This window comes from Paenibacillus sp. FSL P2-0136, assembly GCF_037975325.1.
Classification (GTDB): Bacteria; Bacillota; Bacilli; order Paenibacillales; family Paenibacillaceae; genus Paenibacillus_AQ; species Paenibacillus_AQ silagei.
The window spans coordinates 2,881,511-2,907,675 of the sequence record NZ_CP150244.1 but is presented as its reverse complement, the minus strand read 5'-3'; the positions used below and the strand labels follow the sequence as shown (position 1 = coordinate 2,907,675).

Here is a 26,165-nt window from a genome sequence, read left to right as displayed (position 1 = left end):
GATGATCAACTGGACATAATGCACTAATTTATATTGTACTATAAGAGTCTGCAGAAATAAATGTTTTTGAATCGGTTGACGAAGCAATTTTTGCTGTGATATGATATTCAAGTATTGTTTTACGCAGGTGTAAGTAACAAGGAGGTGTAATCTATGTCCCGCACATGTACAGTAACAGGCAAGAAACCGGGCAGCGGTAACCACGTGTCTCACGCTAACAACCGCAACCGTCGCTCTTGGGGAGTTAACGTTCAAAAGGTTCGTATCTTGGTGAACGGCAAACCGAAACGCGTGTACGTCAGCACCCGTGCTTTGAAATCCGGTAAAGTTGAACGCGTCTAGTTTCCGATCATTACCGGGCCTGGCGATATCTCATACCAAGTAGAAACGGACATGCCGTTCTTACACAGACGGTATCCGTTTCAGCGAGAATAGAAGAGATATTATATTTGTAGCAAAAAGCACCCTTTACATTCGTAAGGTGCTTTTTTTCATATTTACTTGTCTTCTTTAACCTAACTCTTCTGAAACGTGTTCAAAATCGCTTTAACAAAACCTCCCAAAAATCTTGGCAGCTTGAACGTATAAAATTTCATAATTAACCCTCCCATCAATTCATGCCGTGCAGTAGGAGACTATCCTGTCTAGATGAAAAATATACCATCGATTGCAGACCTCCGCAAAAAAGGCTACATGAGATTTCTGCTCATGTAACCATATTTATGCGACCACAACTTGGCCTATACCTTCCGTATGCGAATGCAGCAGATTGAGGGTCAATTCGTTCAATAGTAAATGGGCGTCATTACCTATTGCCGGACAGCGTTGTCCGCCGCCTCTCGAATGGCCTTGATCGCTCCTGCACGGTCGCTGCGGCCGAACACTGCATTACCTGCCACAAGCACATCCGCCCCTGCTTCAGCAACAAGCGGTGCCGTAGCTTCGGCTACTCCGCCGTCTACCTCGATAAGCAGACCCTTGTGATGGATCTCTTCAGCCCACTCCCGGAGCTGCGTAATCTTATGCAGTGTGCGCGGAATGAAGGCCTGCCCGCCGAAGCCCGGATTGACGGTCATCACAAGCACCATATCCACATCCTCCAGGACCTCACGCACCGCAGCAGCCGGCGTAGCCGGATTAATGGCCACCCCTGCCATCAGGCCGAGCTCCTTGATCTGATGGATTACACGATGCAGATGCACGCAGGCTTCGGCGTGTACCGTAATCACAGAAGCGCCCGCTGCCGCAAAATCAGCGATATAGCGTTCCGGGTTCTCAATCATTAAATGTACATCCAGAGGTAAAGAAGTATGGGATCTCACCGCGGACACAATCGCGGGACCCAGCGTAATATTCGGCACAAAATGTCCGTCCATCACATCTACATGAATCCAGTCCGCACCGCTGGCTTCCGCTTCGGCCACCTCTGCGCCCAGCGCTGCGAAATCTGCTGACAATATGGAAGGAGCAATTTTTACCATAAGTTTAGTACCTCCGCTTTTTATCTTTCATTTCATTAAAGAACAGCTTGTAATGCTCGTAACGGCTATCTGCAATATCCCCGGACTTCCAGGCTTCTATCACCTTGCAGCCCGGTTCATGCAGATGGCTGCAGCCGCGGAATTTGCAGTTCTCCGCATAAGAGGCGAACTCCCGGAAGCACACGGACAGCTCATCCACTCCCAGCTCCAGGAAATCCAGCTGGCTGAAGCCCGGAGTGTCGGCCACAAATCCTCCATTACCTATATCCATCAGCTCTACATGGCGTGTGGTGTGCCGTCCGCGCCCGAGACGGAGGCTGATCTCTCCTGTCTCCAGCGCCAGGCCCGGTACAAGGCGGTTGAGCAGTGTGGACTTCCCTACGCCCGACTGCCCCGAGAAGACGCTGATGATACCGGCCAGACGCTGACGCAGCTCATCCGCACCTGATCCGTTCAGCGAGCTTGTGACCATGACCTCGTAACCAATCTGCTCATATAGAGCTTTGACAGCTTCCGTAGCCTGTCCTTCATCGTCGGCCAGATCCTGCTTCGTGAGCACAATCAGCGTCTCCAGGCCGGAATGCTCGATATGAACCAGGAACTTGTCCAGCAGATTAAGATTCATATCCGGCTCCCGCACGGAGAACAGCAGCACCGCGAGCTTCACGTTAGCCACCTGCGGGCGGATCAGCTCCGATTCACGGGGAAGCAGCTCATCTACCATGCCCTCCCCGTTCTCGGTCAGCACATAGATTACCCGGTCACCGACCAGCGGCGCAATTCCTTTCTTCTTCAGAATGCCGCGCCCCCGGCACTGTACCGCCTCTTCCTCAGTTACAATCTGTTCATCCTTGAGCGGCTTAACATAGTAATATCCGCTTAACGCTTTGATTATGATTCCTTCAGGCATACATGCTGAGCCTTCCTCTCCTGATATTTACGCAAATGACCCAAGTGTGTAGAACCCCGGGTCATTTCGCTGCTTCAGCCCTGCCCGTATTCCCGGCAGCCCGGCTGAAGCTTATCTCTGTTCTATTATTTATGGCCTTTATCTTTGCCAGGCTTGTTGTCAGAGCCCTTACCGTTAGCTTTTCCCTTACTGTTGCCCTTGTTGAGGGCGGAAGCCAGCTCATTGTTATTCTGTCCGTTACCCGGAACATAACCCGTCTGGTCCGTCTCGCCCGTCACCTCTCCTTCTCCAGTGTCCGGCGGAATAATCGCCGGCTCTGCTGTCGGCTCGGGAGCCGGAGTCTCAGTAGGCTGAACAGGCTCGGTAGGAGCAACTGTCGGTGCAGGCGTCTGTGTCTCCACCGGAGGCGGTTCAGGCTGCTGCACCGTGTTATTCTTGACATCGACATAAGTGATCGGATAAGTCTCCAGGAACTCCCCGTCCCGGTATACAGATACCATGCCGTCTTTATTAGGGGCAAGCAGCATGTTCACGGATAGGGTCTGGCTTTTGCCAATCGTGCGCGTGCCCCACTCCTGGTTCTCGCCTCCGTTGCGCGCATCGGCAAACACAATACGGATCTTGCTCTTCTTGCCTTCCGCAGCCGGTGCTACCGGCACATTGAACGTAAATTCCAGAGCTTCCGGAGGATATCCTGTGCTGATATAGATCGTGATCTTCTCACCTGGAGGAACCAGATCCCCCGGCTCATAGGCCCATTGCTTCGTTACCTTGCCCTTCTCGTGGATGAAGCTTGGCTCTTCCTTGACCGCGTCCAGCACTAGACCTACACTCTCCAGCGCAGCCTTGGCTTCCTTCTCCGTCTTCCCGATGAGATCCGGCATTTGGGTGCTTTCTTTACCTTTGCTCACGATTAGCTTGATAGTTACCGTATCAGGATCATATTCAGTGTCTGCGGCAGGCTCAGAGCTAATGACCTTACCCTTGGCAAATTCCTCACTGAAGCGTTCATCAGGAGTGATTCTGCTCTGGGCTATGCCAAGCGCGATTAACTCCTTGACGGCATCGTCATAACTCAGGTTAGAGACATCCTTAAGCTTGGGAAGAACCTTGGCGGCACTTACCGTCAGAATAATATGAGTTCCTTCTTTGACCATCGTATTGGTCTTGTTCTGCTTCCAGACAATATTCTCTTCGAAATTAGGATTATACTCAACCAGCGCGGGCTCCTCGGCAAACAGCCCGACAGCCTCAAGCTCAGCCTTGGCCTCCTGGAAGGTCTTACCCGTCACCGCAGGCACCGAGACTTCATCGACCGACAGCTTGGAATTGACATACCATACAATTCCGGTCATGGCGATTAACACGACCAGCGTAAGGCTGATCCACAGCGCTGCACGGCTCTTGCGCTTCACAGCAGCAGGCGGCGGAGCTTCCTCCATACTGCGGATTCGCTCCTCTCCGCCGCCACGGCTGCTAAGCCCGCGCTGCAGCGGCTTGATCGCCGGAATGATGCGTGTTCTGTCCTCATCATCATCGTCCTGGAACAGCATCTTGGCTTCGCTGCGCCGTTCAGGCAGCAGACAGGTCTCCAGATCCTGCAGCATTTGCTTGGCCGACTGGTAGCGCTCCTCTGGGTTCTTGCGCATCGACTTCAGGATTACATTCTCCACGCTTTGCGGAATTAGCGGATTCAGCAGTCGCGGCTCCTCGAATTCCTCCTGCAGATGCTTCAGCGCCACGCTGATCGGACTCTCCCCTAAGAAAGGCAATACACCCGTAAGCATCTGATACAGTACGATGCCCAGGGAGTAGAGGTCCGACTTCTCGCCTGTAGTTACGCCCTTGGCATGCTCCGGCGAGAAATAATGCACGGAACCGACCACAGACCCCGTCTGGGTAATCGTAGTGGACGTAACCGCCCGGGCGATCCCGAAGTCGGTAACCTTAACCCGCCCGTTACGTCCAATCAGAATATTATGAGGCTTAATATCGCGGTGAATAATCTGGTTCATATGCGCATGGTCCAGCGCATCACAAATCTGCGAGGCAATCCGCACGGATTCATCCACCTGCATCGGTGCCCGCTCTTTGATAATCTCATTCAGGTTCTTGCCTTCAATATATTCCATAACGATATAATGGACTTCATCTTCCTGGCCGACATCGTATATGCTGACTACGTTGGGATGAGATAATGATGCAGCTGATTGCGCCTCCCGCCGGAACCGGCGGATGAATTCCTCATCATGCACAAATTGATTGCGCAGTACTTTGATAGCAACATTCCGGTTAAGCAGAATATCATGGGCTCTATAGACAAGCGCCATGCCTCCTCCGCCGATCCGTTCGATGACTTGGTAACGGCCGCCCAATTCGTGACCGATCATCTTTCCCACTCCTTTGTCTCGGGCACTGCGGCCTCTCCTTGGTGTTCCAGCATAGCAACGCTTATATTATCGCTGCCGCCCGCAAGCAATGCCAGTTGAAGTAATCGCTCTGCTCTTTCTTCCAGAGATATTTCATTGATTCCGGCTACCTTGCCCAGATGCTCCAGACTGACATAATTGCTGAGTCCATCACTGCACAGCAGCAGGAGCTCACCAATTGCAAGCGTAACATATGCCAGATCCGCGGATACCACTGTATCCGTCCCCAGCGCCCTGGTAAGCACATTGCGGCGCGGATGATTATCCAGCTCCTCCAGACTGATCTGGCCGTTCCTGAACAGCTCATTCACCAGCGTATGGTCCTCGGTTAGCTGCCTGGCTTCACCGTCCCGGATCAGATAAGCCCTGCTGTCTCCGATATGGCCGATATAGCCTGCCGACCCTTTCAGCAGTGCAGCAACGATGGTGGTCCCCATATTATGGAGCTTCTCATCGCTCTGAGCTTCTCTGTGAACTGTGTTATTGGCTTCCATGATGGCGGTAGTCAGCGCTTCCTTCAGCTCTGCCTCCGGGAGATCAGGCTCCAGCTGATCCAGAATACCCCTGACCGTCTCAAGTGCAAGCCTGCTCGCGGTATCGCCAGCCAGATGCCCCCCCATCCCGTCGGCAATAATGCCGAGGGTATAACCGTGGCGCGTAGCGCCGATCCAGACTGAATCCTCATTGACGGTACGTACCCGGCCAATGTCGCTGGCTTGAACTGTTCTGATCAAATATCCTCACCCCAACTCCATATGTTTGGCGCGCAGCTGTCCGCATGCGGCCGCAATATCATGGCCCTGCTCACGGCGGATGGTAACATTCACGCCATGATCGGCCAGTATACGCTGAAATTCAAAGATATCATTGCGGGAAGTCCGGACATACTTGCGCTCAGGCACATGATTGACCGGAATCAGATTCACATGGCAGAGCATGGTCTTGAGCACACCCGCCAGCTCCTCTGCATGCTCCTTCTGATCATTCACGCCGCCGATCAAGGCATACTCGAAGCTGATCCGGCGGCCTGTCTTAGCCTGATAGTAGCGCAGGGACTCGATTACATCGTCGAACGGATAACGGCGGTTCACCGGCATCAGCTTGGAACGGAGCGTATCGTTAGGAGCGTGAATCGAGATCGCCAGATTAATCTGTGTATCTTCATCCGCGAATTTGTAGATGTTCGGCACAATTCCGCTGGTGGATACGGTGATATGGCGCTGGCCAATATTCAGGCCCTTCTCATGGATCATCAGACGCAGGAATCTCATGGTTGCATCATAGTTCTCGAAGGGTTCGCCTGTACCCATAATGACAATGCTGCTTACACGTTCGCCGCGAGCATCAAGGATCTGCTGGGAACGGACAACCTGGGCAACGATCTCCCCTGCAGTCAGGTCCCGCTTGAGACCGCCAAGGGTAGAGGCACAGAAGGTACAGCCGATCCGGCAGCCTACCTGGGTGGTCACACACACGCTGTTGCCGTAATTATGCTTCATAATGACTGTCTCAATCGCATGATCATCATGCAGACCGAACAGGAATTTCACGGTGCCGTCCTTGGACTCCAGCTTCGTAATCTCGGTGAGTGCCGAAATACTGAACTGATCTACCAGCTTGGCTCTGAGTGCCTTGGAGAGGTTGCTCATGGATTCGAAATCATTGACCCGCTTCACATACAGCCAGTCAAAGATCTGCCCGCCGCGAAAAGCCGGCTCTCCATTGTCCTTGGCCCATTGCTGCAACTCTTCTAAAGAAAAATCATATATTAAAGGTTTCATTGTATTTTTGCACCTGTGCTTTCATAAATTATATGCGTATTGTTTCTCATTCTTCCTATTTTAACACAAAACTCAGAACCGGTAAAAGAAAAGCCCGCCGCGCGGAGGAATCTGCGGGCGGGAAGCTGTAGTCCTGAAGCACAATCACTATATTACAAGAGTCGCTCCAGCCGGGCAATATAGAAGCCGTCGCTGCCATAATGATGCGGGAGCAGCTGCATGCCGTCACCGGCAGCAAGCGCGGTTCCCTCCAGCCGCTCCCAGACGGCTGACTTGAAGCTGACCTGCGCGAAGCCGGGATTGCGCTCCAGGAAAGCAGCGACAACCCGGCTGTTCTCCGCCTGCTCAGTAGTACAAGTGCTGTAGACCAGCACGCCTCCCGGCTTCAGCAGCCCGGAGACCGATTGCAGCAGCTCAAGCTGCAATGCAGCTACGCTTGCAATATCTTCCGGCTGCTTGCGCCATTTCAAGTCAGGCTTGCGGCGGATGACCCCAAGCCCCGAGCAAGGAGCGTCCAGCAGAATCCGGTCATAGGATTCCGGCTGGAGGGCTGCACCCAGTTCCAGGGCATCCCCGCTTGCGGTGGTAATGCATTCCAGGCCGAGGCGTGCTGCCTGCTCGGCAATCAGCCCCGCTTTATGCTCATGCAGGTCATTGGCCAATATGGAGCCTTCGTCCTTCATCAGCTCGCCCATATGGGCGCTTTTGCCGCCGGGGGCAGCGCAGCAGTCCAGCACCTTCATTCCGGCTTCGGGAGCGACAACCTCGGCTACCAGCATAGAGCTCTCATCCTGAACGGACAGATAGCCGTCCCGGTACCAGGAGGTCAGCGCCAGATTGCCGCCGCCTCTGATGACCAGCCCGGCAGGACTCACCTTCGATTCTGCGGCATCCAGACCGGCTTCAAGCAGTTCTGCCAGCATGGCCTCCCGGCTAATCATCGTTGTATTGACACGGACACTGACTGCGGGCGGCTCATTATTCGCCGCACACATGGCTTCTGCCGTATCCGGGCCGTATTCCGCCGACCAGCGCTGCACCATCCACAGGGGATGGGAGTGCAGGATGGAGATCCGCTCTTCCCGGCTCAGCCCCTCAGGCAAGACCGGCAGCTCTCCCGCCCGCAGCACACTGCGCAGCACGCCATTGACCATACCCGAGATGCCCTGATGGCCGCGTCGCTTGGAGATATTCACAGCCTCGTTAACGGCTGCATGCGAAGGAACCCGGTCCAAATACATGATCTGGTACAGGCTTAACCGCAGCAGACTCCGTACCCAGGGCTCCAGCTTGGCCATCCCTTTGCTGACGAAGCTGCTGAGGACATAATCGAGGGTAATCATCCGTGAGAGGGTTCCGTACACCAGCTCTGTAGCAAGTCCCGTATCCTCCCGGCTGAGGTCCGCTTTCTGGAGGCTGCTTCCCAGCAGCAGGTTGCTGTAAGCACCCTGTTGCTCTACGCGCACCAGAATATCAAGAGCAACCTCACGCGCAGAAGCTGGCGCAGCAGGCTTGCCGCCCGGCCGATTCCGGCCCGCTCCGCCGGTTCTGTCGGAGGCAGGCTTTGTGCCGGAAGCCGCAGGCTGATTGCCGGAAGTACGCGGACGCGGTCCGCCGCCTCCCTTACCGCCCGCGCTCAACCGAGCACCGTGCCGGGTGCGAGGGTTGCACCACGGCTGAAGTCGGCTGCACTCATGGCTTTTTTGCCGGCAGGCTGGACGCTTGTAAGCCGAAGCGTCCCGTCACCGGTCTTCACCTCAACGCCGCGTTCGCTCACGGACAGCACGGTGCCCGGAGCCGCGCTACCGCCCGGCTGTTCCTCCGCCTGCGGCTTCACCGCTGCCCATGCCTTGAAGGTCTCGCCGTTCCACAGGGTGAACGCACCCGAGAACGGCACCAGGCCGCGAATCTGGTTGTATAGCTCCAGCGAGCCCCGGCTCCAGTCGATCCGTTCATCTTCCCGGTTTAGATTCGGCGCATAGGTTGCTTCACTGTCATCCTGCACGGCAGCTTCTACACGGCCGGCAGCCAGTCGCGGCATCTCTGCCTTGAGGAGCTCCCGTCCGGCCACGCTTAGCTTCTCGAACAGCGTTCCTGAAGTGTCGTCATCCTCTATCGCTACCTCCACCCGCGAGATCATATCTCCGGTGTCCAATCCTTCCGCCATATACATCAGCGTCACACCGGTCACCTTCTCGCCGTTCATGATACAGCGCTGTATCGGAGCACCGCCCCGGTACTTGGGCAGCAGGGAGCCATGAACATTCACACAACCGTTCGCCGGCAGCTCCAGAACACTCTTCGGAAGAATCTGTCCATAAGCGGCGGTAACAATCAGATCCGGCTCATAGGCAGCCAGCTCAGCCACCGATTCAGGGCGGCGCAGCCGTTCGGGCTGAAGGACAGGCAGGCCCAGCTCCAGTGCAGCCGCCTTCACCGGGGATGGGACCAGCGTCTTCTTGCGGCCTTGCGGCCGGTCCGGCTGAGTCACCACAGCCACTACCTCATAGCCCTCTTCCAGCAGCATCCGCAGGGAGGGGACTGCAAAGGCCGGTGTTCCCATGAACACTATTCTCATTTCATTCACTCCTCAGTTTCACTGCGTTCTGCTGTGTATTCATAGACCTTCTCAGCAATGTCTGTGAACAGCACGCCATTCAGGTGGTCGATCTCATGCTGAAAAGCCCGGGCCAGCAGGCCGCTTCCGGTAATGGTCACTTCCTCGCCCTCGCGGTTCAGGCCGCGTACAGTTACTGTCTCCGCACGGCGGACATCCCCGTTCAGGCCGGGAATACTCAGGCAGCCTTCGGGTCCGAACTGCTCCCCGTCCATACTGAGAATCTCGGGATTGATCAGCTTGATCAATCCATGCTCCTCATCGGCATCGATTACAATCAGCCGTTTCAGAATTCCTACCTGCGGGGCTGCGAGACCTACGCCTTCCGCGTCATACATCGTATCTGCCATATCATCGAGCAGTTTTTGTACATTGGGGGTAACGGTGGTTACCGTCTTCGCTTTTTTGTGCAATACTTCATCCGGTTCTTTCACAATCAGCCTGATTGCCATTTACACTAACACCATCCTTGTTCAAATATAAGAATGTATAGGTTTCACGCTATACATTATCCTTCTATTTCTCGCCGAAACGGCAGGGCAAAACCGCCTTACCATTGTAACATGCCCGAGAATTACATCAACATCTGCGGATCGACATCGATGCTGATCTGCAGCCCCTTATCGCGGACAGAATCCTCCAGCTCCTCCGCCACCTGGCGGGCCAGCGCAATGGCGTCAATCGCACCGCGCCATTTGATAATACACTGGAACCGGTAACGCCCCTTCAGCCGGGGCAGCGGCGAGGCCACCGGTCCCAGCAGATCCAGCGCATCCGAGGAGAGCTTGTCCAGACTGCCGTACCAGCGCAGCTGTCTGGCTTTGCCCTGAATGCTGAGCGCATAATTCTCCGCAAGCTTCAGCAGCAGCGGAAGCTGCTCATGCGACAGGGTGACCAGAATCAGACGGCAATAGGGCGGGTAATGCAGCTCTTTGCGGTGCTTCAGCTCATCCCGGACGAATGAACGGTAATCATGCCCGCTGGCATGGATAATCGAATAATGCTCCGGTGTATACGACTGGACCACCACCTCGCCGGGGAGCTGATGCCGGCCCGCGCGGCCGGCAACCTGCGTCAAGAGCTGAAAGGTCTTCTCCGCCGCCCGGAAATCAGGCAGATTGAGTGCAGAATCCGCAGTAATGACCCCAACCAGCGTTACATCGGGGAAGTCAAGTCCTTTGGCGACCATCTGTGTGCCCAGCAGCACATCGGCCTTCTTGTCCCTGAACTGGTTCAGGAGCTTCTCATGCGAGCCTTTCTCCGTGGTCGTGTCCACATCCATACGTATAACCCGGATACCGGGGAACAGCTTGCCCAGCTCTTCTTCTACCCGTTGCGTCCCTGTCCCGAAGAAGCGGATATGCTCACTGCCGCATTCCGGGCATACCTTGGGTGCAGGTTCTGCATGCCCGCAGTAATGGCAGCGCAGATTGTCGCTTCGGCTGTGATAGGTCAGCGAGATATCGCATTCCGGGCAGCCGGCAACGTAGCCGCAGCTCCGGCACATGACGAAGGTCGAGAAGCCTCTGCGGTTGAGCAGCAGCACTGTCTGTTCGCCGCGCTCCAGCCTGCTCACCAGAGCGGCATGCAGACTGCGGCTGAACATGGAGCGGTTACCTTCCTTCAGCTCCTCACGCATGTCAACGACAGCCACCTTCGGCAGCTCGTTGCCCAGTGCACGGCTCGGCATCTCCAGCAGAATCGGCGAGAAGTGGATGTCACTCTGCGATCTGGCGGCATGATAGCTCTCCAGTGAAGGTGTTGCAGAACCCAGAATTACCACGGCCCCGCCCTGCTCTGCCCTGCGGACAGCCACATCACGGGCATGATATTTCGGGTTCTCCTCCTGCTTATAAGAGCCTTCATGCTCTTCATCCATGATAATCAGGCCCAGATTGGCGAACGGGGCGAACACGGCTGAGCGTGCTCCGACCGCAACCATCGCCTTACCTTCGCGGATCTTGCGCCACTCGTCATAACGTTCGCCGACAGACAGGCGGCTGTGCATCACCGCCACCCCGCTGCCGAACCGGCCCTTGAACCGTTCCACCATCTGCGGTGTCAGCGCAATCTCAGGCACCAGCACCACTGCCTGCCGACCCTGCTCGATACAGCGCTGGATCGTCTGGAGATAGATTTCCGTCTTCCCGCTGCCGGTCACCCCGTGCAGCAGGAAGACTTCATGCGTCTGCTGCTCGACAGTACCCACAATCCGCTCATAGACCCTCTCCTGCTCCGCTGTCAGCGGAAGCGGTGTGCTTGGCTTGAAGTCCCGTCCCCGGTAGGGGTCACGGTAGACTTCGATTTCGCTGATCTCTATATACCCTTTGTCCGCAAGCGTCTTGAGCGTGCCCGCAGTGACCTGAAGGATCGCCAGAATATCCTTAAGCGGCATCGGCAGCATGGCTTCCATATCAATCAGGTAGGAGAGCACTTCCTTCTGGCGCGCTGAACGCGCGGGGAAGCTGGAGAGCGACTCCCGGGCTGCTGACAAGCCAATAGCCAGGTCAACGGCCTTGAGCTTCTTTTTGCCCATCTTATCCTTGATCGACTGGCTCTCTGCCAGGACTCCGCGCCGCACCATGAACTTGATCGTCTCCGCAGCCTCGGGGAAGGTACGGGTCAGCAGCTTCATGGATACTTCGCTGTGACGCCTAACGAAGTCAATGATCTGCTGTTCTTCGTTGTCCGCCTCAAGAAAGAGCGGAAACAGCTCATCTGCGGGGGCGCTGGACGCTTCCTCTGTATCTCCAAGCGAGATCAAACGCTCCGCTTTGCCCTTCAGGGCAGTCGGAAGCATCGCCTGCAGTGCGGAGATCCGTCTGCAGGCGTATCTTTGGCTCATCCAGTCGGCCAGCTCAACCAGCTCCGGCGATAGGGGAGGAAGCAGATCCAGTACTTCTACAATCGGCTTCATCCGGGAGACACTGCCGGTCTCCCCTGATTCCAGGGACACTACGAACCCCTGGACCGTACGGGGGCCGAACGGAACAGCGACTCTGCTGCCCACTTCAATCCACAGCTTCAGAGCATCCGGGATAATATAGTCAAACGGCCGGTCGGTGCTGCGTACAGGAACATCGACAATGACCTTGGCAATATCCATTATAATAAGGCTCCGGCAACACGCTCAGCCGCCAGCCGCAGAATCCGGCGCGCCACCTCATCCTTGGAAGCCAGCGGAAGATCAAGCACCAGGCCTTCGGCATCATACACTTTGACGATGTTGGTATCCGTGCCGAATCCCGCACCCTCCATGGCCACATCATTGGCTACAATCAGATCGAGGTTCTTGCGGACCAGCTTGTCCTTGGCATAGACCTCAGCATTTCCGGTCTCGGCAGCAAAGCCGATCAGGAACTGCTTGTCCTTGATTCTGCCCAGGCTCTCCAGAATATCAGTCGTCTTCACCAGCTCAAGCGTCATGGTGCTGCCGCTCTTCTTAATCTTCGAGTCACTGCTCTCGCGTGGACGGTAATCCGCAACCGCCGCTGCTTTCACAAGAATATCGCAATGACTCCAGCGGGCCATGACTGCATCGTGCATCTCCTGTGCTGACTGGACGCGGACCAGATCGATACCGGCATCACGGGGCGGCGCCTCATCGGTACGTGCGGCAATTAGCGTCACCGCAGCACCCATGGCGCGCGCGGCGCGCGCGAGGGCGAAGCCCATTTTACCCGAGGAATCATTGGAGATATAACGGACAGGATCAATACGTTCTACCGTGCCTCCTGCGGTAATCACCACTTTTTTACCGGCAAGCGGTCCGGAGGTCTTCTCCTTCTGCAATACAAAAAAGTTCTCAACCACCTTCACGATCTCTTCCGGCTCCTCCAGCCGTCCCTTGCCCACATACCCGCAGGCCAGCAGCCCTTCACCGGGCTCAATAAACTGAACACCTCGGTTATAGAGGGTATCCATATTGCTGAGGACCGCCGGATGCTGATACATATGGACATTCATCGCCGGAGCTACCATAATAGGCGCTGTTGTAGCAAGCAGCGTGGTGGACAGCATGTCGTCTGCCAGCCCGTGGGCCATTTTGGCGATAATGTTGGCCGTAGCCGGCGCAATCAGGACCAGGTCGGCAGCATCAGCCAGATCAATATGTGAAATCGAAGACGGGTCCCGCTCCTGGAACGTATCACTGTACACCCGCTGCTTCGACAATGACTGGAGCGTCAGCTCCGTAATGAACTGCTTGGCCGATGACGTCATAATGACATGCACCTCGGCGCCCTTCTGGGTAAGCTTGCTGGTCAGCGCCGCGGCCTTATACGCAGCAATCCCGCCGGTAATTCCGAGTATAATCGACTTCCCTTGTAAGCTCTTCAATCTGATCTCCCTCCGTTCCTCAATCTGCACCCATTCTATATCCAGCTATGAAAAGAAGAAATGAAAATCTTCATATTTACGGCTTCGTTATGTCATATTTACGCTAAAAGAAGCCTGCGCTTCAAATTTTCTTTATATATAGAGAAAAAAATAACAACCTTCCGGTTGTCAGGAACAGCCCGGTACGGGCCATTATCACTTCATTGTGCAGCTTAAGCGGGCAGAAACGGCTGCGCCGCCCTTATTCAAGGGACGGCACCATTTCAGGGGACTATTCCTCGCCGCGCGTTACTATAATACGGTCTTCATAGATTTCTTCAAGTGCAACACCGACATACTTATGCGATTTAGGCGCAACGATATCGGTCTTGCCGCCTTCACGGAGTGCTCTGGCCCGGCGGGCTGAAGCGACTACCAGGGAATACTTGCTGTCGACCTTAGTCACCAATTCGTCAATGGATGGATATAGCATGTAAGGCACCTCTTCATCTTTTACTGTAAATATGGACCAATCCTGTAGAACTTGTTCATCGCACCTTACAATGTTCGGCGATAATAATGCTTTCTATTCGCTTGCAGGCCAGATCAATCTCATCATTCACCACGGCATAATCATAATGCCGGATCAAACCGATCTCGTCTTCTGCCACAGACATGCGGTGACTGATTACATCAGGATGCTCTGTTCCGCGTCCGCGAATACGGTCCTTCAACTCGTCCATGGACGGGGGAAGAAGGAATACAAAGATCCCTTCGGGAAATTTCTCTTTGACCTTGAGAGCTCCCTGAACCTCGATCTCCAGAATAATATCTCTTCCGCTCTCAAGTGTTCTCTCTACAAAGTCACGCGGAGTACCGTAATAATTGCCTACGTACTCCGCATATTCCAGCAGCTTGTCGCCTTCAATCATATCGGCGAACTGCTCTCTGGATTTGAAAAAATAATTGACTCCGTTCTCTTCACCTGCACGCGGAGAGCGTGTGGTGGCAGAAACGGAATAGACGAGTTCAGGCATCTTCGGCCGCAGCGCTGTGCATACCGTACCTTTGCCGACACCGGAAGGGCCGGATAGTATAATCAGCAATCCTTTTGACATAGTACACTCCAATTGTTGTTATTCGTCGTTATCGTCGTCTTTGCTGGATAGGCGGTGAGCTACCGTCTCAGGCTGTACAGCCGAGAGAATCACATGGTCGCTGTCGGTAATAATGACAGCCCGCGTCCGCCTCCCGTAGGTGGCATCGATCAGCATATGCCTGTCTCTGGCCTCCTGGATAATTCTCTTAATCGGTGCCGATTCCGGGCTGACAATGGAAATAATGCGGTTCGCTGACACGATATTCCCAAAGCCGATGTTGATTAATTTGATTGCCATGTTCCGGTTGTTCCCCCCATAAGTAACATCATAGCTTGCTCCCTGGTTCCTGTCATTCCAGGTTCGCCGCCTGCTCCCGAATCTTCTCGAGCTCCGCCTTCATATCAAGCGTCAGATTCACAACCGCCAGATGACTGCATTTCGACCCTATTGTGTTGGTCTCCCTGTTCATCTCCTGGATGAGAAAATCAAGCTTGCGTCCGGCAGGCTCGCTGCCCAGCAGCAAGGCCCGGCACTGGCCGAAATGGCTGTGAAGCCGGGTCAGCTCCTCATCTATATTGCAGCGGTCGGCGAAAATAGCCATCTCCATGCCGAATTTATGCTCATCCCAGGGGAAGCTCCCGTCATTCAGCAGGTTAAGCCGTTGCCGCAGCTTCTCGCGCTGCTCCTCCACAACCAGAGGCGCATATCTGCTGATTCCGGCATGCAGCTCTTCCAGACGGTCAAGTCTGCGCGTCAGATCGGCCGCCAAATAGGAGCCTTCCCGTCCGCGCATCTCCAGCAGGGCCTCCAGACCAAGCTGGAGACCCTGCTCCAGAAGATCTGCAAGTTCTCCGGAGGAGTCAGCAACAGCCGTCTCTTCCTTCGGTTCCATTACACCGGGCATAGCAAGGATATCCCGCAGGGACAACTCTCCCTTGAAGCCATACTCCCGGACCAGTACCTCCGCTGCATCAAGATAGGAGCTCACCCTGCGGCGGTCCAGCACATGCGTGTCAGCCGCCCCGTCGGTGAGTTCTCTATTAATAATAACATCTACCCGTCCCCGTCTGATATGAGCCTGAACCATTCTGCGCAGCCTATCCTCATACCCCGTCCATTCCCTGGGCAACCGCAGCACAACTTCGCAGTACCGGTTATTCACCGATTTGACCTCGAACGTTATCTTGTGTCCGCCGTATTCCAGGGCTGACTGACCGTATCCGGTCATACTATATGACAACGGAATCACATCCATTACACTATTGTAATTGATTATTACTAGCGAAACAAGGGGGATAACTTACGTCCCTGCTTCTCCCAAATATACTCCAGCAGCTGCACGCTCATATCATAGAACATAAACGGCGTAATCAGATAGATTCCGTTAAAATGTGCAATAGCCGCATCCAGCAGCTCCTTGGCGATCAGCACCCCTTCGGCCCGTCCCGCTTCGCCTTCGAGTCCGGCCATCCGGCTGCGGACCTCGGCGGAGAGCTGAATGCCGGGAACCTCATTGTGCAGATACTCTGCATTGCGTCCGCTGGCCAGCGGCATAATGCCGATGAAGATCGGAATATCCAGGTGCTCAGTAGCCTTGGCAATCCGGGCAATCAATTCAGGATCATACACAGGCTGGGTCATAATATAATCCGCACCCGAGGCAATCTTCTTCTCCAGGCGCTCGACCGCTTTGTCCAGATGCTTGACATTGGGATTGAACGCTGCGCCGATGACGAACTTCGCGTTCTGCTTGAGCGGCTTGCCGGAGAAGGCCACGCCGTCATTGAGCTGCTTAATCATACGTATAATTTCAAATGAAGTCAGGTCATAGATCGAGCTTGAGCCGGGCAAATCCCCGAACCGGGCAGGATCTCCGGTCACGGCCAGCACATGGTCAATCCCCAGCGCGTCGAAGCCCATCAGATGCGACTGGGTGCCAATCAGATTGCGGTCACGGCAGGCAATATGCACCAGCGGCCGCAGGCCTGTGCGGGCCTGCACCAGATGCCCCAGCGCCATATTGCTCATCCGGGTGACAGCAAGCGAATTATCAGCCAGCGTCAGCGCATCGGCTCCGGCCCGGCGCAGCGCCTCTGCCCCCTTCATGAACTTCGCGATGTCCAGATCGCGCGGAGGGTCAAGCTCTACGATAACGGTGTGGCGTTCCTTGACCAGATCGACAAGCGTCGGTTCGCCGCCTCCCTGTCCCCCGTCATCCGCCAGATGCTCCTGCACCGCAATTCTCTCAGGCGCACTGAAGGCAGCGGGCTCAGGTAGCGGCTCCACCACATAGCCCTTCAGGGCAGCGGAGATCTCAGCGATATGCTTGGGGGTAGTCCCGCAGCAGCCCCCGATAATCCGGCTGCCCATATCCGCGAACACCGGAGCCATCTGTCCGAAATACTCCGGCGAGGCGCCATAGCGGTACTGGCCGTCTACATAATCGGCTACCCCCGCATTCGGATAGATCGACACCGGCAGCGCCAGCTTGCCCTGTAGCGTACCCAGCGCACGCTTGATCCCGTTCGGTCCGGTGTTGCAGTTGAAGCCGATCACATCGGCTCCGTCCTGCTGCAGAATATGGAACGCTTCCGGCAGGGTTAATCCATCCAGCGTCCGCGCCGAATCGTCCACAGCCAGCTGGCAGATTACCGGCAGCGTACTGAGCTTACGCACAGCCTTCAGCGCCAGATGAAGCTCCTCGACATCATAGAAGGTCTCCAGCATGATCCCGTCCGGCGCTTCCTCCAGAAGCGCGGCAATCTGCTGCGAGAAGAACTTCTTCAGCTCGGAGGAGGACAGATTCGCCCGTTTGCCTGCGCGGATCGAGCCGATGGCTCCGACTACATAACCATTCTCGCCTGCAGCCCGGCGGGCAATGCGGACTCCTGCCCGGTTGATATCCGCTACCTTGGCTTCCAGTCCGAACTTGGACAGCTTGTCGTAGTTCGCGGAATAGGTATTACTCTCCAGCAGTACAGCACCTGCATTGATATAGCTCCGGTGCACATCCTCAATGACCTCCGGTGAGGTCAGATTCAATTCCTCGTAGGAGATGCCGACAGGGAAACCCTTTTGATACAAAAAGGTTCCCATCGCTCCGTCTCCGACCAACACATTGTTCTCCCATGCAGAGCGCAAATCCGGCTTCACCGCAAGAACCTCCCCTTGACTGACATTAGTTTCATACTAATGTAACATAAATCGGGATGGATGATAAGCTTTAGCAGGCAAAAGAGGCGACCGTCCGTTATTCTTGTATGCCAGTCCGGCAAATGATTCATACTACGCTTAATCTTGCCAGAAGGAGACTGTAAGAATGAAGAAAAAAATAAGAAAACTGCTGCTGCGCAAATATGCCGTAATCCTCCTGCTGTCGGCGCTCTCGCTGCTGTACCTGTACATGCTGGACTGGATGTTCGGCTACGGCACGGAGAATATCCGCTATATACTGAATTATCTGCTCTATACTACCTCGGAGAAGCTGACTGCGGCTGTGCTGGTGCTGCTCCTTATCATACCTGATGTCATCTATTGGGTTAGCGGCCGTCAGCCCGGCCGGGGGGCGGAGAAATGATCGCGGACCGCCGTTACTATTACCAGCAGCGCCGGAACGACTATCATTAAATAGGGATACACCTTGTACAGCAGGGTCCCGCCCTCATCCAGATGTTCAATGAAGCTTCGTGCATCCAGCATCGAGGTGAAGAGGATAATCAGCGCACAGGGATAGAGCATTTTCCGGTACGGTATCTTGAAGAGGTCCGAAATTCCGATAAGCGCGGCAGCGAAGAAGACAGCCATTTTGAAAAACACCCCGATGATCAGCACCATCACCACGAAAATATCCACCCGCTGGATGATATCCGAAATGGAGATCTTGCTGATTGTCGGCATCAGCGGGAGCGGCGAACGCTCTACAATATCAGCACCCAGAACCGAAACATTCAGCGCCATGGTGAAGCTGAGCAGCAGCGCGGAGAACACCATGGCGGCGGCGATAATCCAAGGCCCTTTTTTGACACTGGACAGGTACGGCATCAGCATCGTGAAGCACACCATCTCCCCGAACGGAAACATATAATTCTGATGAATCACCGAGCGAAGCACGGGCTGAAAGCCATTCTCCAGTACAGGCAGCAGTCTGTGCAGATTAATCGTACCGGAGAGTATCAGCATCACGGTCCCGAACAGGCCGATCCCCAGAACGACAAACGCAAATACCATGGACGTTCTGCTCAGCACCTCCAACCCCTTATGCAGCACATAAGCTCCCGAGAGCAGCATCAGGGTGCTTAAGATAAACAGCGGAGTATGATGCATGGTTGACATTGCGAGCATGGTGCTGCCATCGCGCAAATCCCTGGCGGCCAGGTTTATGTAGAGAATAATGTAGAGCAGGCCTACAGGTGCCCCGATATATTTTCCGAGAATTTGCCGTGTATAAGCTGTAAAAGGCTGGTCCGGATGCTTGCGGTACAGATAGGCGTATCCCGTGAACATCATCAGCCCCGCCGCGCAGCCGAGCAGGATCGAGAGCCAGGCATCCCGGCCTGCCCCCATTCCCAGATTAACCACCAGCGCCGTGCCCAGCTCGAACAGCACCGTCAGGCTGAAGAATTCGACGAGTCCGATTTTGACCTTACCCATATTCTGTGGTCCTCCCCACCCGGTTACCTTACCGGCAGACTTAATGAATCTGAAAAGAGTTGCTGCGCATATCCGTATGCCGGATGACTACATCCGCATCGAACCGGATTTCACAGTCTGCGAATACGTCCTCCCAGTGGTCCCTGACCTTCTTCCAGCCGCGCGGATCCTTCCGCTGCAATGCCCGTCCAAAGCCGAGATAATCACTGCCCAATTCTTTGGCTGTGCTTATGGCTGCTTGGATATGCTTGACGCTTTCTTTTATGAGCCGGTCTGACAGCTCTTCCAGCACTTTAGGCGAGGTAAGATCGAGCGGATTCGGAGCTTCCTTGAGCGCAGCCTGCTGCGTGATTTTGACCGTAAAGACAGGATGCTCCGGGTCAGACGACTCGACGGCAAGTGACACCTGGGACTGATAGATGTTGAAGGAGAGATAACGGCCCTCCTGCTGCTTGAGCAGAACCGGGAACTCTTTGATCCGATTATGCAAAAGAACGGTACCGAGAGCAGCGTCACCCGTAAGCCAGCCCTTCAGCTTGTCATCCTTGAATGCCGCAAGGGAGGAGACTCTCAGGATCGACCGGGGTTCGATATTCTTCAGGCTGTCATTGCTGCCCGATGAGGGAGTCCACTCTCCTCTGGTGTATACCCCGTTGATCACCGGACCGCCTCCTCTGATCTGAATGCCCCGGATCACATCATCCACGGCCATCCGGAAGTTATAGCCGAACTGCTTGGAGGTCGTCTCCAGCTTCTCCACAAGATCATTGGCCGGGATTTTGCTGAACACGGTCATTGTGGACATGATCTCACGCGCAGGCTGTCCCTTGGAGATGAAAATCAGGCTGTTCAGCCGGGTATCGCTCTCCCGCTCCAGCACATCCAGAAGGTCCTTGATGCCTTCGCGGGCGAACGCCTCCGAGATCACCAGCACCCGCACATGTCCCAGGGAGAGGAAGCGTGCCGTCTGGCGGGAAGCGTCTGCCAGCGCCTCGAACATCGTGCGGCCTGTTCCTGTGTACAGCGCAACCGGCGATATACCTCTGCTCTTCTCTCCGGAGATTTCCTCCGCCACAATCACTTGAAAGGACAGCTTGTACCGCTCTGCCTCAGAGTCGCCCTTGTCGATCGCTACCCCCGAGACAATTGCCCGCCGGTTGAGTTCAACACTGTCCCAGCAGCCGGTAAGCAGCAGCATTGGAAGGACAAACAGTACACCTATGCCGCCGAAGATTCTATTCCTCACGGTTCTCCTCCTCAGTCCTGCTATTCTTGCGGATTAACGGGGGGAGCTGCTCTTCATGACCAGTCGTTAGCAGCATGTAGTCCGGCATTTCCTCGCGCATTTGTGCCGGCGGCTTGTCCGCGCCGTTCAGCCAGAGCGGCATTCTGAACAGTGTGTCCTTATGCCCTTTAATGGAGAGCGGCACGAAGGGGAAGAGATAAGGAACACCGAAGGATCTTAGGCTGCTCATATGTGCCACCAGCAGGATCAGGCCCAGAGTAATTCCATAGAAGCCGAATATACTGGCCATGATCAGAAAAGCAAACCGGATAATTCTCCCGGCAATCGCCAGGTTGTACGCCGGAAGGGCAAAGCTGGCAATCCCGGTCAACGCTACGACGATGACCATGATGGGCGCAATAATCCCGGCCTCTACCACCGCCGTTCCCAGGATAAGTGCACCGACCACAGAGACCGTCTGCCCGATGGCACGCGGCATGCGTACCCCGGCTTCGCGCAGGATTTCAAAGGCCAGCTCCATCAAGAGCAGTTCCACAAAGGCCGGGAAGGGCACATTCTCCCGCTGGGAGAGCAGATTGATCAGCAGCGTCGTCGGAATCATCTCATAATGATAGGTAGTCAGCGCAAGGTACACCGAAGGACCCAGAATCAGCACGAGGAAGCTCAAATAACGGACCAGCCGCATCAATATGGTAATGTCGAACCGTTGGGAATAATCCTCGGCAGATTGAAAAAACTGCGTAAACACCGCCGGAAGAATCAGTACAAACGGCGTTCCGTCCACGATAATTACCACCCGGCCTTCGAGCAGATTGCCTGCAGCCACATCCGGCCGTTCCGTATTGTAGATCGTAGGAAACGGCGTGAAGGTCTTGTCCTGAATTAATTCCTCGATGTACCCCGATTCCAGAATCTCATTGATGGAAATCTTGTTCAGCCGGTCTCTGGCTTCGCGGATCAGATCCTCCCCCGCAATCCCCTTCATGTACATCATCGCCACATGGGTATGGGTCTCCGAGCCGAGCTTCAAGACCTCCAGGTGCAGCTTGGCCGATTTGATTCTGCGGCGGATCAGGGCGATGTTCGTGGCCACTGACTCGACGAACCCGTCCTTTGGCCCCCGTACCACGAGCTGGGAGGTTGGCTCACTGACCGCCCGCTGCTCCCCGCCCCTGGTCCCGCACAGAATCGCTGCCCGGCAGCCCTCCAGCAGAATCGCAGTGTCCCCGGAGAGAATAGCAAGCATGATCTCCTTCCATTCCTCCTGGAGCAGCGCCTCACCTGTCTCCATTGCACGGCTAAGTATCTGCTGCGGAAGTGAAGCTTCTTCCCCGCGGCTATCAGCACCGCCATCCCTTCTGTCAAGGAACAGCTCCTCTGTATGATTCAGCAGTGAACCGAGTACGAATTCATTCACTGCCGCAGGGTCCGCCAGTCCGCTCAGATGAACAGCGGCCGCTTCCAGGCGGCGTTCTCCCCCGATCTGGATTCTGCGGATCTGGAGATCTGGACTGCCGCCAAGCTCCGTCTGAATATGGAGCAGACTTTGGGCGACCGTATCCGCAAGGCCCAGGGCAACACCACCCTCAGGTTGTCCCGGTCCCGGTGCAGTATCTGCTCCCGCATTCCGTGCTTTTCGGTTGGACCCTGACTTCATCTCCGCTCCTCCTCCCTGATTCTATGCAGAGTTCTATTATTCGCGGATATGCCTGCCATTATTCGGCTTTCATTTCATACTCCAGTTCCATACCGGCTCTGAATTACATAAAAAATCCCCTGCATCTGGCATGCAGGGGATTGCAAGTGGTTATATGGGAATCAAATATCAGATATCCACTGAGCCGGTATATACCACCTGGGCAGGGCCGGTCATATAGACATGATTGTCTTTCTCGTTCCATTCGATGAACAAGTCGCCGCCCTTCAGGCTGATGACCGCCGAGCGGTCCGTCACTCCGTTCAACACGGAGGAGACCAGAGTCGCGCAGGCGCCTGTTCCGCAGGCCAGGGTAGGCCCGGCACCACGCTCCCAGACGCGCATGTCCACGTGGCTGCGGTTCACTACGGTGGCGAACTCCACATTGACCTTACGCGGGAAGAGCGGGTGAACCTCCAGCTTCGGTCCCCAGCTTGCGAGATCGAACGATACTGCATCATCCACATAAATGACTGCATGCGGATTCCCCATGGAGACTGCGGTGAATCTGAACGCTGTGCCGTCCGCTTCAATCGGCTGGTCGAGCACAGGCTCCGCGTCGATCGCTACAGGAATCTGTAGTCCGGACAGGACCGGCTCACCCATATCCACCGTTACACTCTCCACAATCCCGTCCTTCACCTTCAGAGAGACCTTCTGTTCTCCGGCGCCAATCGTCTCAATGACAATCTGCTCCGATTCCACCAGACCATGCTCATATACATATTTGGATACACAGCGGATCGCATTGCCGCATTGCTCAGCCTCAGAGCCATCGGAGTTCATGATACGCATCATGTAGTCGCCGCGCTGCGAAGGGAGAATGTACACCAGTCCGTCTGCGCCGATGCCGAAGAACCGGTTGCACAGCTTAACTGCCAGCTCCGGGGCATTGCCCGGCAGCTCATCCTCGCCGAATACGATAATAAAATCATTGCCCAAACCGTGCATTTTAGTAAATTCCATTGTCAGGTCCACTCCTATAAGTAAGATCAGCTGTTTCCACATTCCTGGTTCATCATAAACCAAGCTTCTCAGTGAAACCAGCATACCTTATAGGAGTGGAGTGAGGCTATTGATTTTATGCTGAAAACTTTGTACTTTTTATCATCTGGCGTCCACCGCTGCGGCTGCGGTTCTTCTTGCCGCCCCAGACGCTGCCCGCTCCCATCAGGAAGGTCGGGATTCCGGACATCACCAGCACCAGGCACCATTCACGGAAGCTGAGCGGAACGGTCTTGAACACCGGCTGAAGCACAGGGAGGTACATTACAGCCAGCATTAAGAGGACAGAGGACAGGACAGCCAGGACCAGATATCTGTTCTGGAACGGATTCCGGTAGAAGACCGAGCGCGAGCTGCGGCAGTCGAACACATGAATGAGCTGTGCCATCACAAGGGTGGCAAAAGCAACCGACTGCGCGCGGATCAATTGCTGCGCGCTGCCTGGATCAATCCGCAGCGTCAGCCAGAAGGCGGCCAGGGTACAGAGTCCGATCAGCAGCCCGCGGCTGACAATCTTCCAGCCCAGCCGCCGGGCAAAGATGTTTTCTTTTGCACCGCGTGGCTTGTGCTCCATCAGATCCTTCTCCGGCTGGTCTACGCCCAGCGCCATTGCAGGTAAGCCGTCTGTAACCAGATTGACCCATAGAATCTGGATCGGAACCAGCGGCAGCGGCAGCCCGAGCATCATGGCGAAGAACATGGTTAGAATCTCGCCGACATTCGAGGCCAGCAGATACCGGATGAACTTGCGGATATTCTCATAGATATTCCGTCCCTCTTCAATGGCGGCCACGATGGTCGAGAAGTTATCGTCCCCGAGGACCAGGGCCGAAGCCTCCTTCGTCACATCCGTACCGGTGATTCCCATTGAGATCCCGATATCGGCGGCCTTAATTGCAGGCGCATCGTTTACTCCATCGCCAGTCATCGCTACGACATGGCCGTGGCGCTGCAACGACTTGACGATCCGCAGCTTATGCTCCGGAGATACCCGGGCGTAGACGAAGACATTGTCCGATACCTTATCGAGCGCATCATCGTCCATCCGGGTAAGCTCGCTACCAGTCAGAACCCTGCCGCCGCGCTGCAGAATGCCAAGCTGATGGGCAATCGCCTCTGCGGTCGTCCCATGGTCGCCGGTAATCATGACCGTCTTGATGCCTGCCCGGCGGGTCACGCTGATCGCATCGCGCACTTCCTTGCGCGGCGGATCGATCATCCCGGCCAGGCCCACGAAGACAAGCTGGCTCTCCGCCTCCTTCTCGCTGCCGGCCGTTTCTCCGCTCCGCAGATCGCGGTAAGCCATCCCAAGCACACGCAGTGCGCCGGAAGCCATCTGTTCATTGGCATCCAGCACCTTCTGGCGCAAGGTCGGCGTGCAGGGCACGACTCCGCCCTCCCACAGCATATACGTGCAGCAATTCAGGAGCACATCGGGTGCGCCTTTGGTGCAGATCATCCGGCCGCCGGGGTGATTTACAACCACCGACATCAGCTTGCGTTCAGAATCGAACGGAAACTCCGTCTCCCGGGTATAGGTTACAGCAAGCGTTTGGGCAGTTAGTCCCATCTTGGCAGACAAAGCGACCAGCGCACCTTCCGTAGGATCGCCCTTCAGTTCCCAGACCGGCTGAGCGTTAGCCCCTTTATCGGCCTCTGCGCCTTTGCCTTTCTTTTTGCTGCGCGTGTCGGGGAAGCTCTCATAAATCTCTGCGTTGCTGCATAATGCACCCACCTGAAGCATGCGCCGGAGACTCTGGTCATTCTTCAGATCAACGGGCCGGCCTTTCTGGAGCACACTTCCTACCGGAGCATAACCTTCCCCTGATACCTCAAGGGTCCGTCCGGCGTTCCAGAGCTGGGTGACTGTCATTTTGTTCTGCGTCAGGGTTCCTGTCTTATCCGAGCAGATGACGGAGGCGCAGCCCAACGTCTCTACCGAAGGCAGCTTGCGGACAATCGCCTTGCGCTTGATCATCCGCTGGACACCCAGCGCAAGCGCAATCGTCACAATGGCCGGAAGTCCTTCGGGAATAGCTGCCACCGCCAGACTCACCCCGGCCAGGAACATCGCCGTTGCCGGCTGACCATGCATAATTCCTGCCAGGACCACAACAATGGTCAGCCCCAGTGAGACGTAGATCAGAATCTTGCCAAGCTGCTCCAGACGGTGCTGCAGCGGGGTCTCCTGGGATTCGGTGTTCTGGATCAGATCGGCAATCTTGCCCATCTCGGTAGCCATACCGGTGCGGATGACCACAGCCCGGCCGGTTCCCCGGGTCACCATCGTACCCATGAAGCCGATATTCTTCTGATCGCCCAGCGGGATGTCTTCAGCATAGATCGCCGAGGCATGCTTGGAGACCGGCAGCGACTCCCCTGTCAGCGCTGACTCTTCGGCATAGATGCTGCTGCACTGCAGCCAGCGGACATCTGCCGGTATCCGGTCCCCGCTCTCCAGCAGGACGATATCTCCGGGGACCAGCATTCTGGCGGGAAGCACCTCCTGCTTCCCGCCGCGCATCACTTTGGCCGTAGGCGCGGAGAGCTGCTTCAGTGCTCTTAACGAACGCTCGGCGCGGAACTCCTGCACGAATCCGAGTACCCCGTTAAGCAGAATAATCGCGATAATCGTAATGGCGTCTAAGTATTCGCCGAGCAGGCCGGATACCAGAGTCGCCCCCATCAGCACCAGTACCATGAAATCCTTGAACTGATTGAGCAGCAGCGTAAAAGGTGATACCCTTTTGCCCTCAGACAGCTCATTGTACCCGCTCTCTTTGAGTCTTGCGGCGGCGTCCTCGGCGCTTAGCCCCGTTCCCGGCTGAACGCCGAACATCTCCTGCAGCTCCTCTGCACCGAGCCGGTGCCAGCTTTTTTGTTCCATAACTAATCTTTCCCCTCCCGGTCGTTTCTTGACTTCCGGCGGCGCA

The 26,165-nt window shown here is 55.5% G+C and carries 23 protein-coding genes; 2 read left to right on the top strand and 21 right to left on the bottom strand.

Annotation, left to right across the window (positions count from 1 at the left end):
• Nucleotides 1–153: 153 nt before the first annotated feature.
• Nucleotides 154–342 carry a 50S ribosomal protein L28 gene (rpmB, locus tag NYE26_RS12020; RefSeq protein ID WP_076074411.1) on the top strand — a complete coding sequence of 63 codons (189 nt, stop codon included), beginning with the start codon at nucleotides 154–156 and terminating at the stop codon, nucleotides 340–342.
• Between the two features lie 173 nt (nucleotides 343–515).
• Here rpmB and spoVM read toward each other — a convergent pair whose 3' ends face one another.
• The 16 genes from spoVM to NYE26_RS11940 all read right to left on the bottom strand — a co-directional run bounded on the left by spoVM (nucleotide 516) and on the right by NYE26_RS11940 (nucleotide 17,788).
• Complete coding sequence (spoVM, locus tag NYE26_RS12015) at nucleotides 516–596, bottom strand: stage V sporulation protein SpoVM (RefSeq protein WP_020431362.1); 81 nt, start codon at nucleotides 594–596, stop codon at nucleotides 516–518.
• A 213-nt stretch (nucleotides 597–809) separates the two neighbouring features.
• Nucleotides 810–1,481 carry a ribulose-phosphate 3-epimerase gene (gene rpe / locus NYE26_RS12010; RefSeq protein WP_339256048.1) on the bottom strand — a complete coding sequence of 224 codons (672 nt, stop codon included), beginning with the start codon at nucleotides 1,479–1,481 and terminating at the stop codon, nucleotides 810–812.
• Nucleotides 1,482–1,485: 4 nt separating this feature from the next.
• Nucleotides 1,486–2,391 carry a ribosome small subunit-dependent GTPase A gene (gene rsgA, locus NYE26_RS12005; RefSeq protein ID WP_036729391.1) on the bottom strand — a complete coding sequence of 302 codons (906 nt, stop codon included), beginning with the start codon at nucleotides 2,389–2,391 and terminating at the stop codon, nucleotides 1,486–1,488.
• Between the two features lie 125 nt (nucleotides 2,392–2,516).
• Complete coding sequence (gene pknB, locus NYE26_RS12000) at nucleotides 2,517–4,781, bottom strand: Stk1 family PASTA domain-containing Ser/Thr kinase (RefSeq protein WP_339256046.1); 2,265 nt, start codon at nucleotides 4,779–4,781, stop codon at nucleotides 2,517–2,519.
• Nucleotides 4,778–5,554 (bottom strand): Stp1/IreP family PP2C-type Ser/Thr phosphatase, encoded by a 777-nt coding sequence (locus tag NYE26_RS11995; protein ID WP_036729396.1) that lies wholly within the window; start codon nucleotides 5,552–5,554, stop codon nucleotides 4,778–4,780. The genes pknB and NYE26_RS11995 overlap by 4 nt, the downstream gene beginning before the upstream one ends.
• Before the next feature lie 6 nt (nucleotides 5,555–5,560).
• Nucleotides 5,561–6,601 carry a 23S rRNA (adenine(2503)-C(2))-methyltransferase RlmN gene (gene rlmN / locus NYE26_RS11990; protein WP_036729399.1) on the bottom strand — a complete coding sequence of 347 codons (1,041 nt, stop codon included), beginning with the start codon at nucleotides 6,599–6,601 and terminating at the stop codon, nucleotides 5,561–5,563.
• Nucleotides 6,602–6,753: 152 nt separating this feature from the next.
• Complete coding sequence (rsmB, locus tag NYE26_RS11985) at nucleotides 6,754–8,241, bottom strand: 16S rRNA (cytosine(967)-C(5))-methyltransferase RsmB (protein WP_339256043.1); 1,488 nt, start codon at nucleotides 8,239–8,241, stop codon at nucleotides 6,754–6,756.
• Nucleotides 8,238–9,179: a methionyl-tRNA formyltransferase gene (fmt, locus tag NYE26_RS11980; protein ID WP_339256041.1), complete on the bottom strand. Its 942-nt coding sequence runs from the start codon at nucleotides 9,177–9,179 to the stop codon at nucleotides 8,238–8,240. Before fmt ends, rsmB begins: the two co-directional genes overlap by 4 nt.
• Nucleotides 9,180–9,184: 5 nt before the next feature.
• Nucleotides 9,185–9,670: a peptide deformylase gene (def, locus tag NYE26_RS11975; protein ID WP_036694508.1), complete on the bottom strand. Its 486-nt coding sequence runs from the start codon at nucleotides 9,668–9,670 to the stop codon at nucleotides 9,185–9,187.
• Between the two features lie 122 nt (nucleotides 9,671–9,792).
• Nucleotides 9,793–12,324 (bottom strand): primosomal protein N', encoded by a 2,532-nt coding sequence (priA, locus tag NYE26_RS11970; protein WP_036729405.1) that lies wholly within the window; start codon nucleotides 12,322–12,324, stop codon nucleotides 9,793–9,795.
• Entirely contained in the window at nucleotides 12,324–13,556 is a 1,233-nt protein-coding gene (coaBC, locus tag NYE26_RS11965) for a bifunctional phosphopantothenoylcysteine decarboxylase/phosphopantothenate--cysteine ligase CoaBC (RefSeq protein WP_339256037.1), read from the bottom strand. Before coaBC ends, priA begins: the two co-directional genes overlap by 1 nt.
• Before the next feature lie 271 nt (nucleotides 13,557–13,827).
• Nucleotides 13,828–14,028: a DNA-directed RNA polymerase subunit omega gene (gene rpoZ, locus NYE26_RS11960; protein WP_036694519.1), complete on the bottom strand. Its 201-nt coding sequence runs from the start codon at nucleotides 14,026–14,028 to the stop codon at nucleotides 13,828–13,830.
• A 55-nt stretch (nucleotides 14,029–14,083) separates the two neighbouring features.
• Entirely contained in the window at nucleotides 14,084–14,653 is a 570-nt protein-coding gene (gene gmk / locus NYE26_RS11955; protein ID WP_036694520.1) for a guanylate kinase, read from the bottom strand.
• An 18-nt stretch (nucleotides 14,654–14,671) separates the two neighbouring features.
• Nucleotides 14,672–14,932 (bottom strand): DUF370 domain-containing protein, encoded by a 261-nt coding sequence (locus tag NYE26_RS11950; protein ID WP_006209218.1) that lies wholly within the window; start codon nucleotides 14,930–14,932, stop codon nucleotides 14,672–14,674.
• A gap of 52 nt (nucleotides 14,933–14,984) precedes the next feature.
• Entirely contained in the window at nucleotides 14,985–15,875 is an 891-nt protein-coding gene (locus NYE26_RS11945) for a YicC/YloC family endoribonuclease (protein ID WP_339256034.1), read from the bottom strand.
• Nucleotides 15,876–15,913: 38 nt separating this feature from the next.
• Nucleotides 15,914–17,788, bottom strand: a complete 1,875-nt coding sequence (locus tag NYE26_RS11940; RefSeq protein WP_036729413.1) for a bifunctional homocysteine S-methyltransferase/methylenetetrahydrofolate reductase — start codon at nucleotides 17,786–17,788, stop codon at nucleotides 15,914–15,916.
• A 166-nt stretch (nucleotides 17,789–17,954) separates the two neighbouring features.
• Between NYE26_RS11940 and NYE26_RS11935 the strand changes: the two genes are divergently transcribed.
• Entirely contained in the window at nucleotides 17,955–18,212 is a 258-nt protein-coding gene (locus NYE26_RS11935) for a hypothetical protein (RefSeq protein WP_339256031.1), read from the top strand.
• Here NYE26_RS11935 and NYE26_RS11930 read toward each other — a convergent pair.
• The 5 genes from NYE26_RS11930 to NYE26_RS11910 all read right to left on the bottom strand — a co-directional run bounded on the left by NYE26_RS11930 (nucleotide 18,185) and on the right by NYE26_RS11910 (nucleotide 26,119).
• Nucleotides 18,185–19,285 (bottom strand): GerAB/ArcD/ProY family transporter, encoded by a 1,101-nt coding sequence (locus NYE26_RS11930; RefSeq protein ID WP_339256029.1) that lies wholly within the window; start codon nucleotides 19,283–19,285, stop codon nucleotides 18,185–18,187. The two genes, NYE26_RS11935 and NYE26_RS11930, sit on opposite strands and share 28 nt — an antisense overlap.
• A 40-nt stretch (nucleotides 19,286–19,325) precedes the next feature.
• Nucleotides 19,326–20,531: a Ger(x)C family spore germination protein gene (locus tag NYE26_RS11925; RefSeq protein WP_339256027.1), complete on the bottom strand. Its 1,206-nt coding sequence runs from the start codon at nucleotides 20,529–20,531 to the stop codon at nucleotides 19,326–19,328.
• Nucleotides 20,521–22,188, bottom strand: coding sequence for a spore germination protein (locus NYE26_RS11920; protein ID WP_339256025.1), 1,668 nt, complete (start codon nucleotides 22,186–22,188; stop codon nucleotides 20,521–20,523). The genes NYE26_RS11925 and NYE26_RS11920 overlap by 11 nt, the downstream gene beginning before the upstream one ends.
• A 168-nt stretch (nucleotides 22,189–22,356) precedes the next feature.
• Nucleotides 22,357–23,193, bottom strand: a complete 837-nt coding sequence (gene dapF, locus NYE26_RS11915) for a diaminopimelate epimerase (RefSeq protein ID WP_339256023.1) — start codon at nucleotides 23,191–23,193, stop codon at nucleotides 22,357–22,359.
• A 115-nt stretch (nucleotides 23,194–23,308) separates the two neighbouring features.
• The gene (locus NYE26_RS11910; RefSeq protein WP_339256021.1) at nucleotides 23,309–26,119 is read right to left on the bottom strand and encodes a calcium-translocating P-type ATPase, SERCA-type; all 2,811 of its coding nucleotides are present in this window, start codon (nucleotides 26,117–26,119) and stop codon (nucleotides 23,309–23,311) included.
• Nucleotides 26,120–26,165 lie beyond the last annotated feature (46 nt).

Coding starts and splice junctions, on each gene's coding strand:
- gmk (WP_036694520.1), bottom strand. CDS start 14,653: ATGTCAAAAGGATTGCTGATTATACTATCCGGCCCTTCCGGTGTCGGC.
- rpoZ (WP_036694519.1), bottom strand. CDS start 14,028: ATGCTATATCCATCCATTGACGAATTGGTGACTAAGGTCGACAGCAAG.
- NYE26_RS11930 (WP_339256029.1), bottom strand. CDS start 19,285: ATGGGTAAGGTCAAAATCGGACTCGTCGAATTCTTCAGCCTGACGGTG.
- rpe (WP_339256048.1), bottom strand. CDS start 1,481: ATGGTAAAAATTGCTCCTTCCATATTGTCAGCAGATTTCGCAGCGCTG.
- rsgA (WP_036729391.1), bottom strand. CDS start 2,391: ATGCCTGAAGGAATCATAATCAAAGCGTTAAGCGGATATTACTATGTT.
- dapF (WP_339256023.1), bottom strand. CDS start 23,193: ATGGAATTTACTAAAATGCACGGTTTGGGCAATGATTTTATTATCGTA.
- priA (WP_036729405.1), bottom strand. CDS start 12,324: ATGGATATTGCCAAGGTCATTGTCGATGTTCCTGTACGCAGCACCGAC.
- NYE26_RS11950 (WP_006209218.1), bottom strand. CDS start 14,932: ATGGCAATCAAATTAATCAACATCGGCTTTGGGAATATCGTGTCAGCG.
- spoVM (WP_020431362.1), bottom strand. CDS start 596: ATGAAATTTTATACGTTCAAGCTGCCAAGATTTTTGGGAGGTTTTGTT.
- NYE26_RS11935 (WP_339256031.1), top strand. CDS start 17,955: ATGAAGAAAAAAATAAGAAAACTGCTGCTGCGCAAATATGCCGTAATC.
- NYE26_RS11920 (WP_339256025.1), bottom strand. CDS start 22,188: ATGAAGTCAGGGTCCAACCGAAAAGCACGGAATGCGGGAGCAGATACT.
- fmt (WP_339256041.1), bottom strand. CDS start 9,179: ATGAGAATAGTGTTCATGGGAACACCGGCCTTTGCAGTCCCCTCCCTG.
- NYE26_RS11910 (WP_339256021.1), bottom strand. CDS start 26,119: ATGGAACAAAAAAGCTGGCACCGGCTCGGTGCAGAGGAGCTGCAGGAG.
- rpmB (WP_076074411.1), top strand. CDS start 154: ATGTCCCGCACATGTACAGTAACAGGCAAGAAACCGGGCAGCGGTAAC.
- def (WP_036694508.1), bottom strand. CDS start 9,670: ATGGCAATCAGGCTGATTGTGAAAGAACCGGATGAAGTATTGCACAAA.
- pknB (WP_339256046.1), bottom strand. CDS start 4,781: ATGATCGGTCACGAATTGGGCGGCCGTTACCAAGTCATCGAACGGATC.
- rlmN (WP_036729399.1), bottom strand. CDS start 6,601: ATGAAACCTTTAATATATGATTTTTCTTTAGAAGAGTTGCAGCAATGG.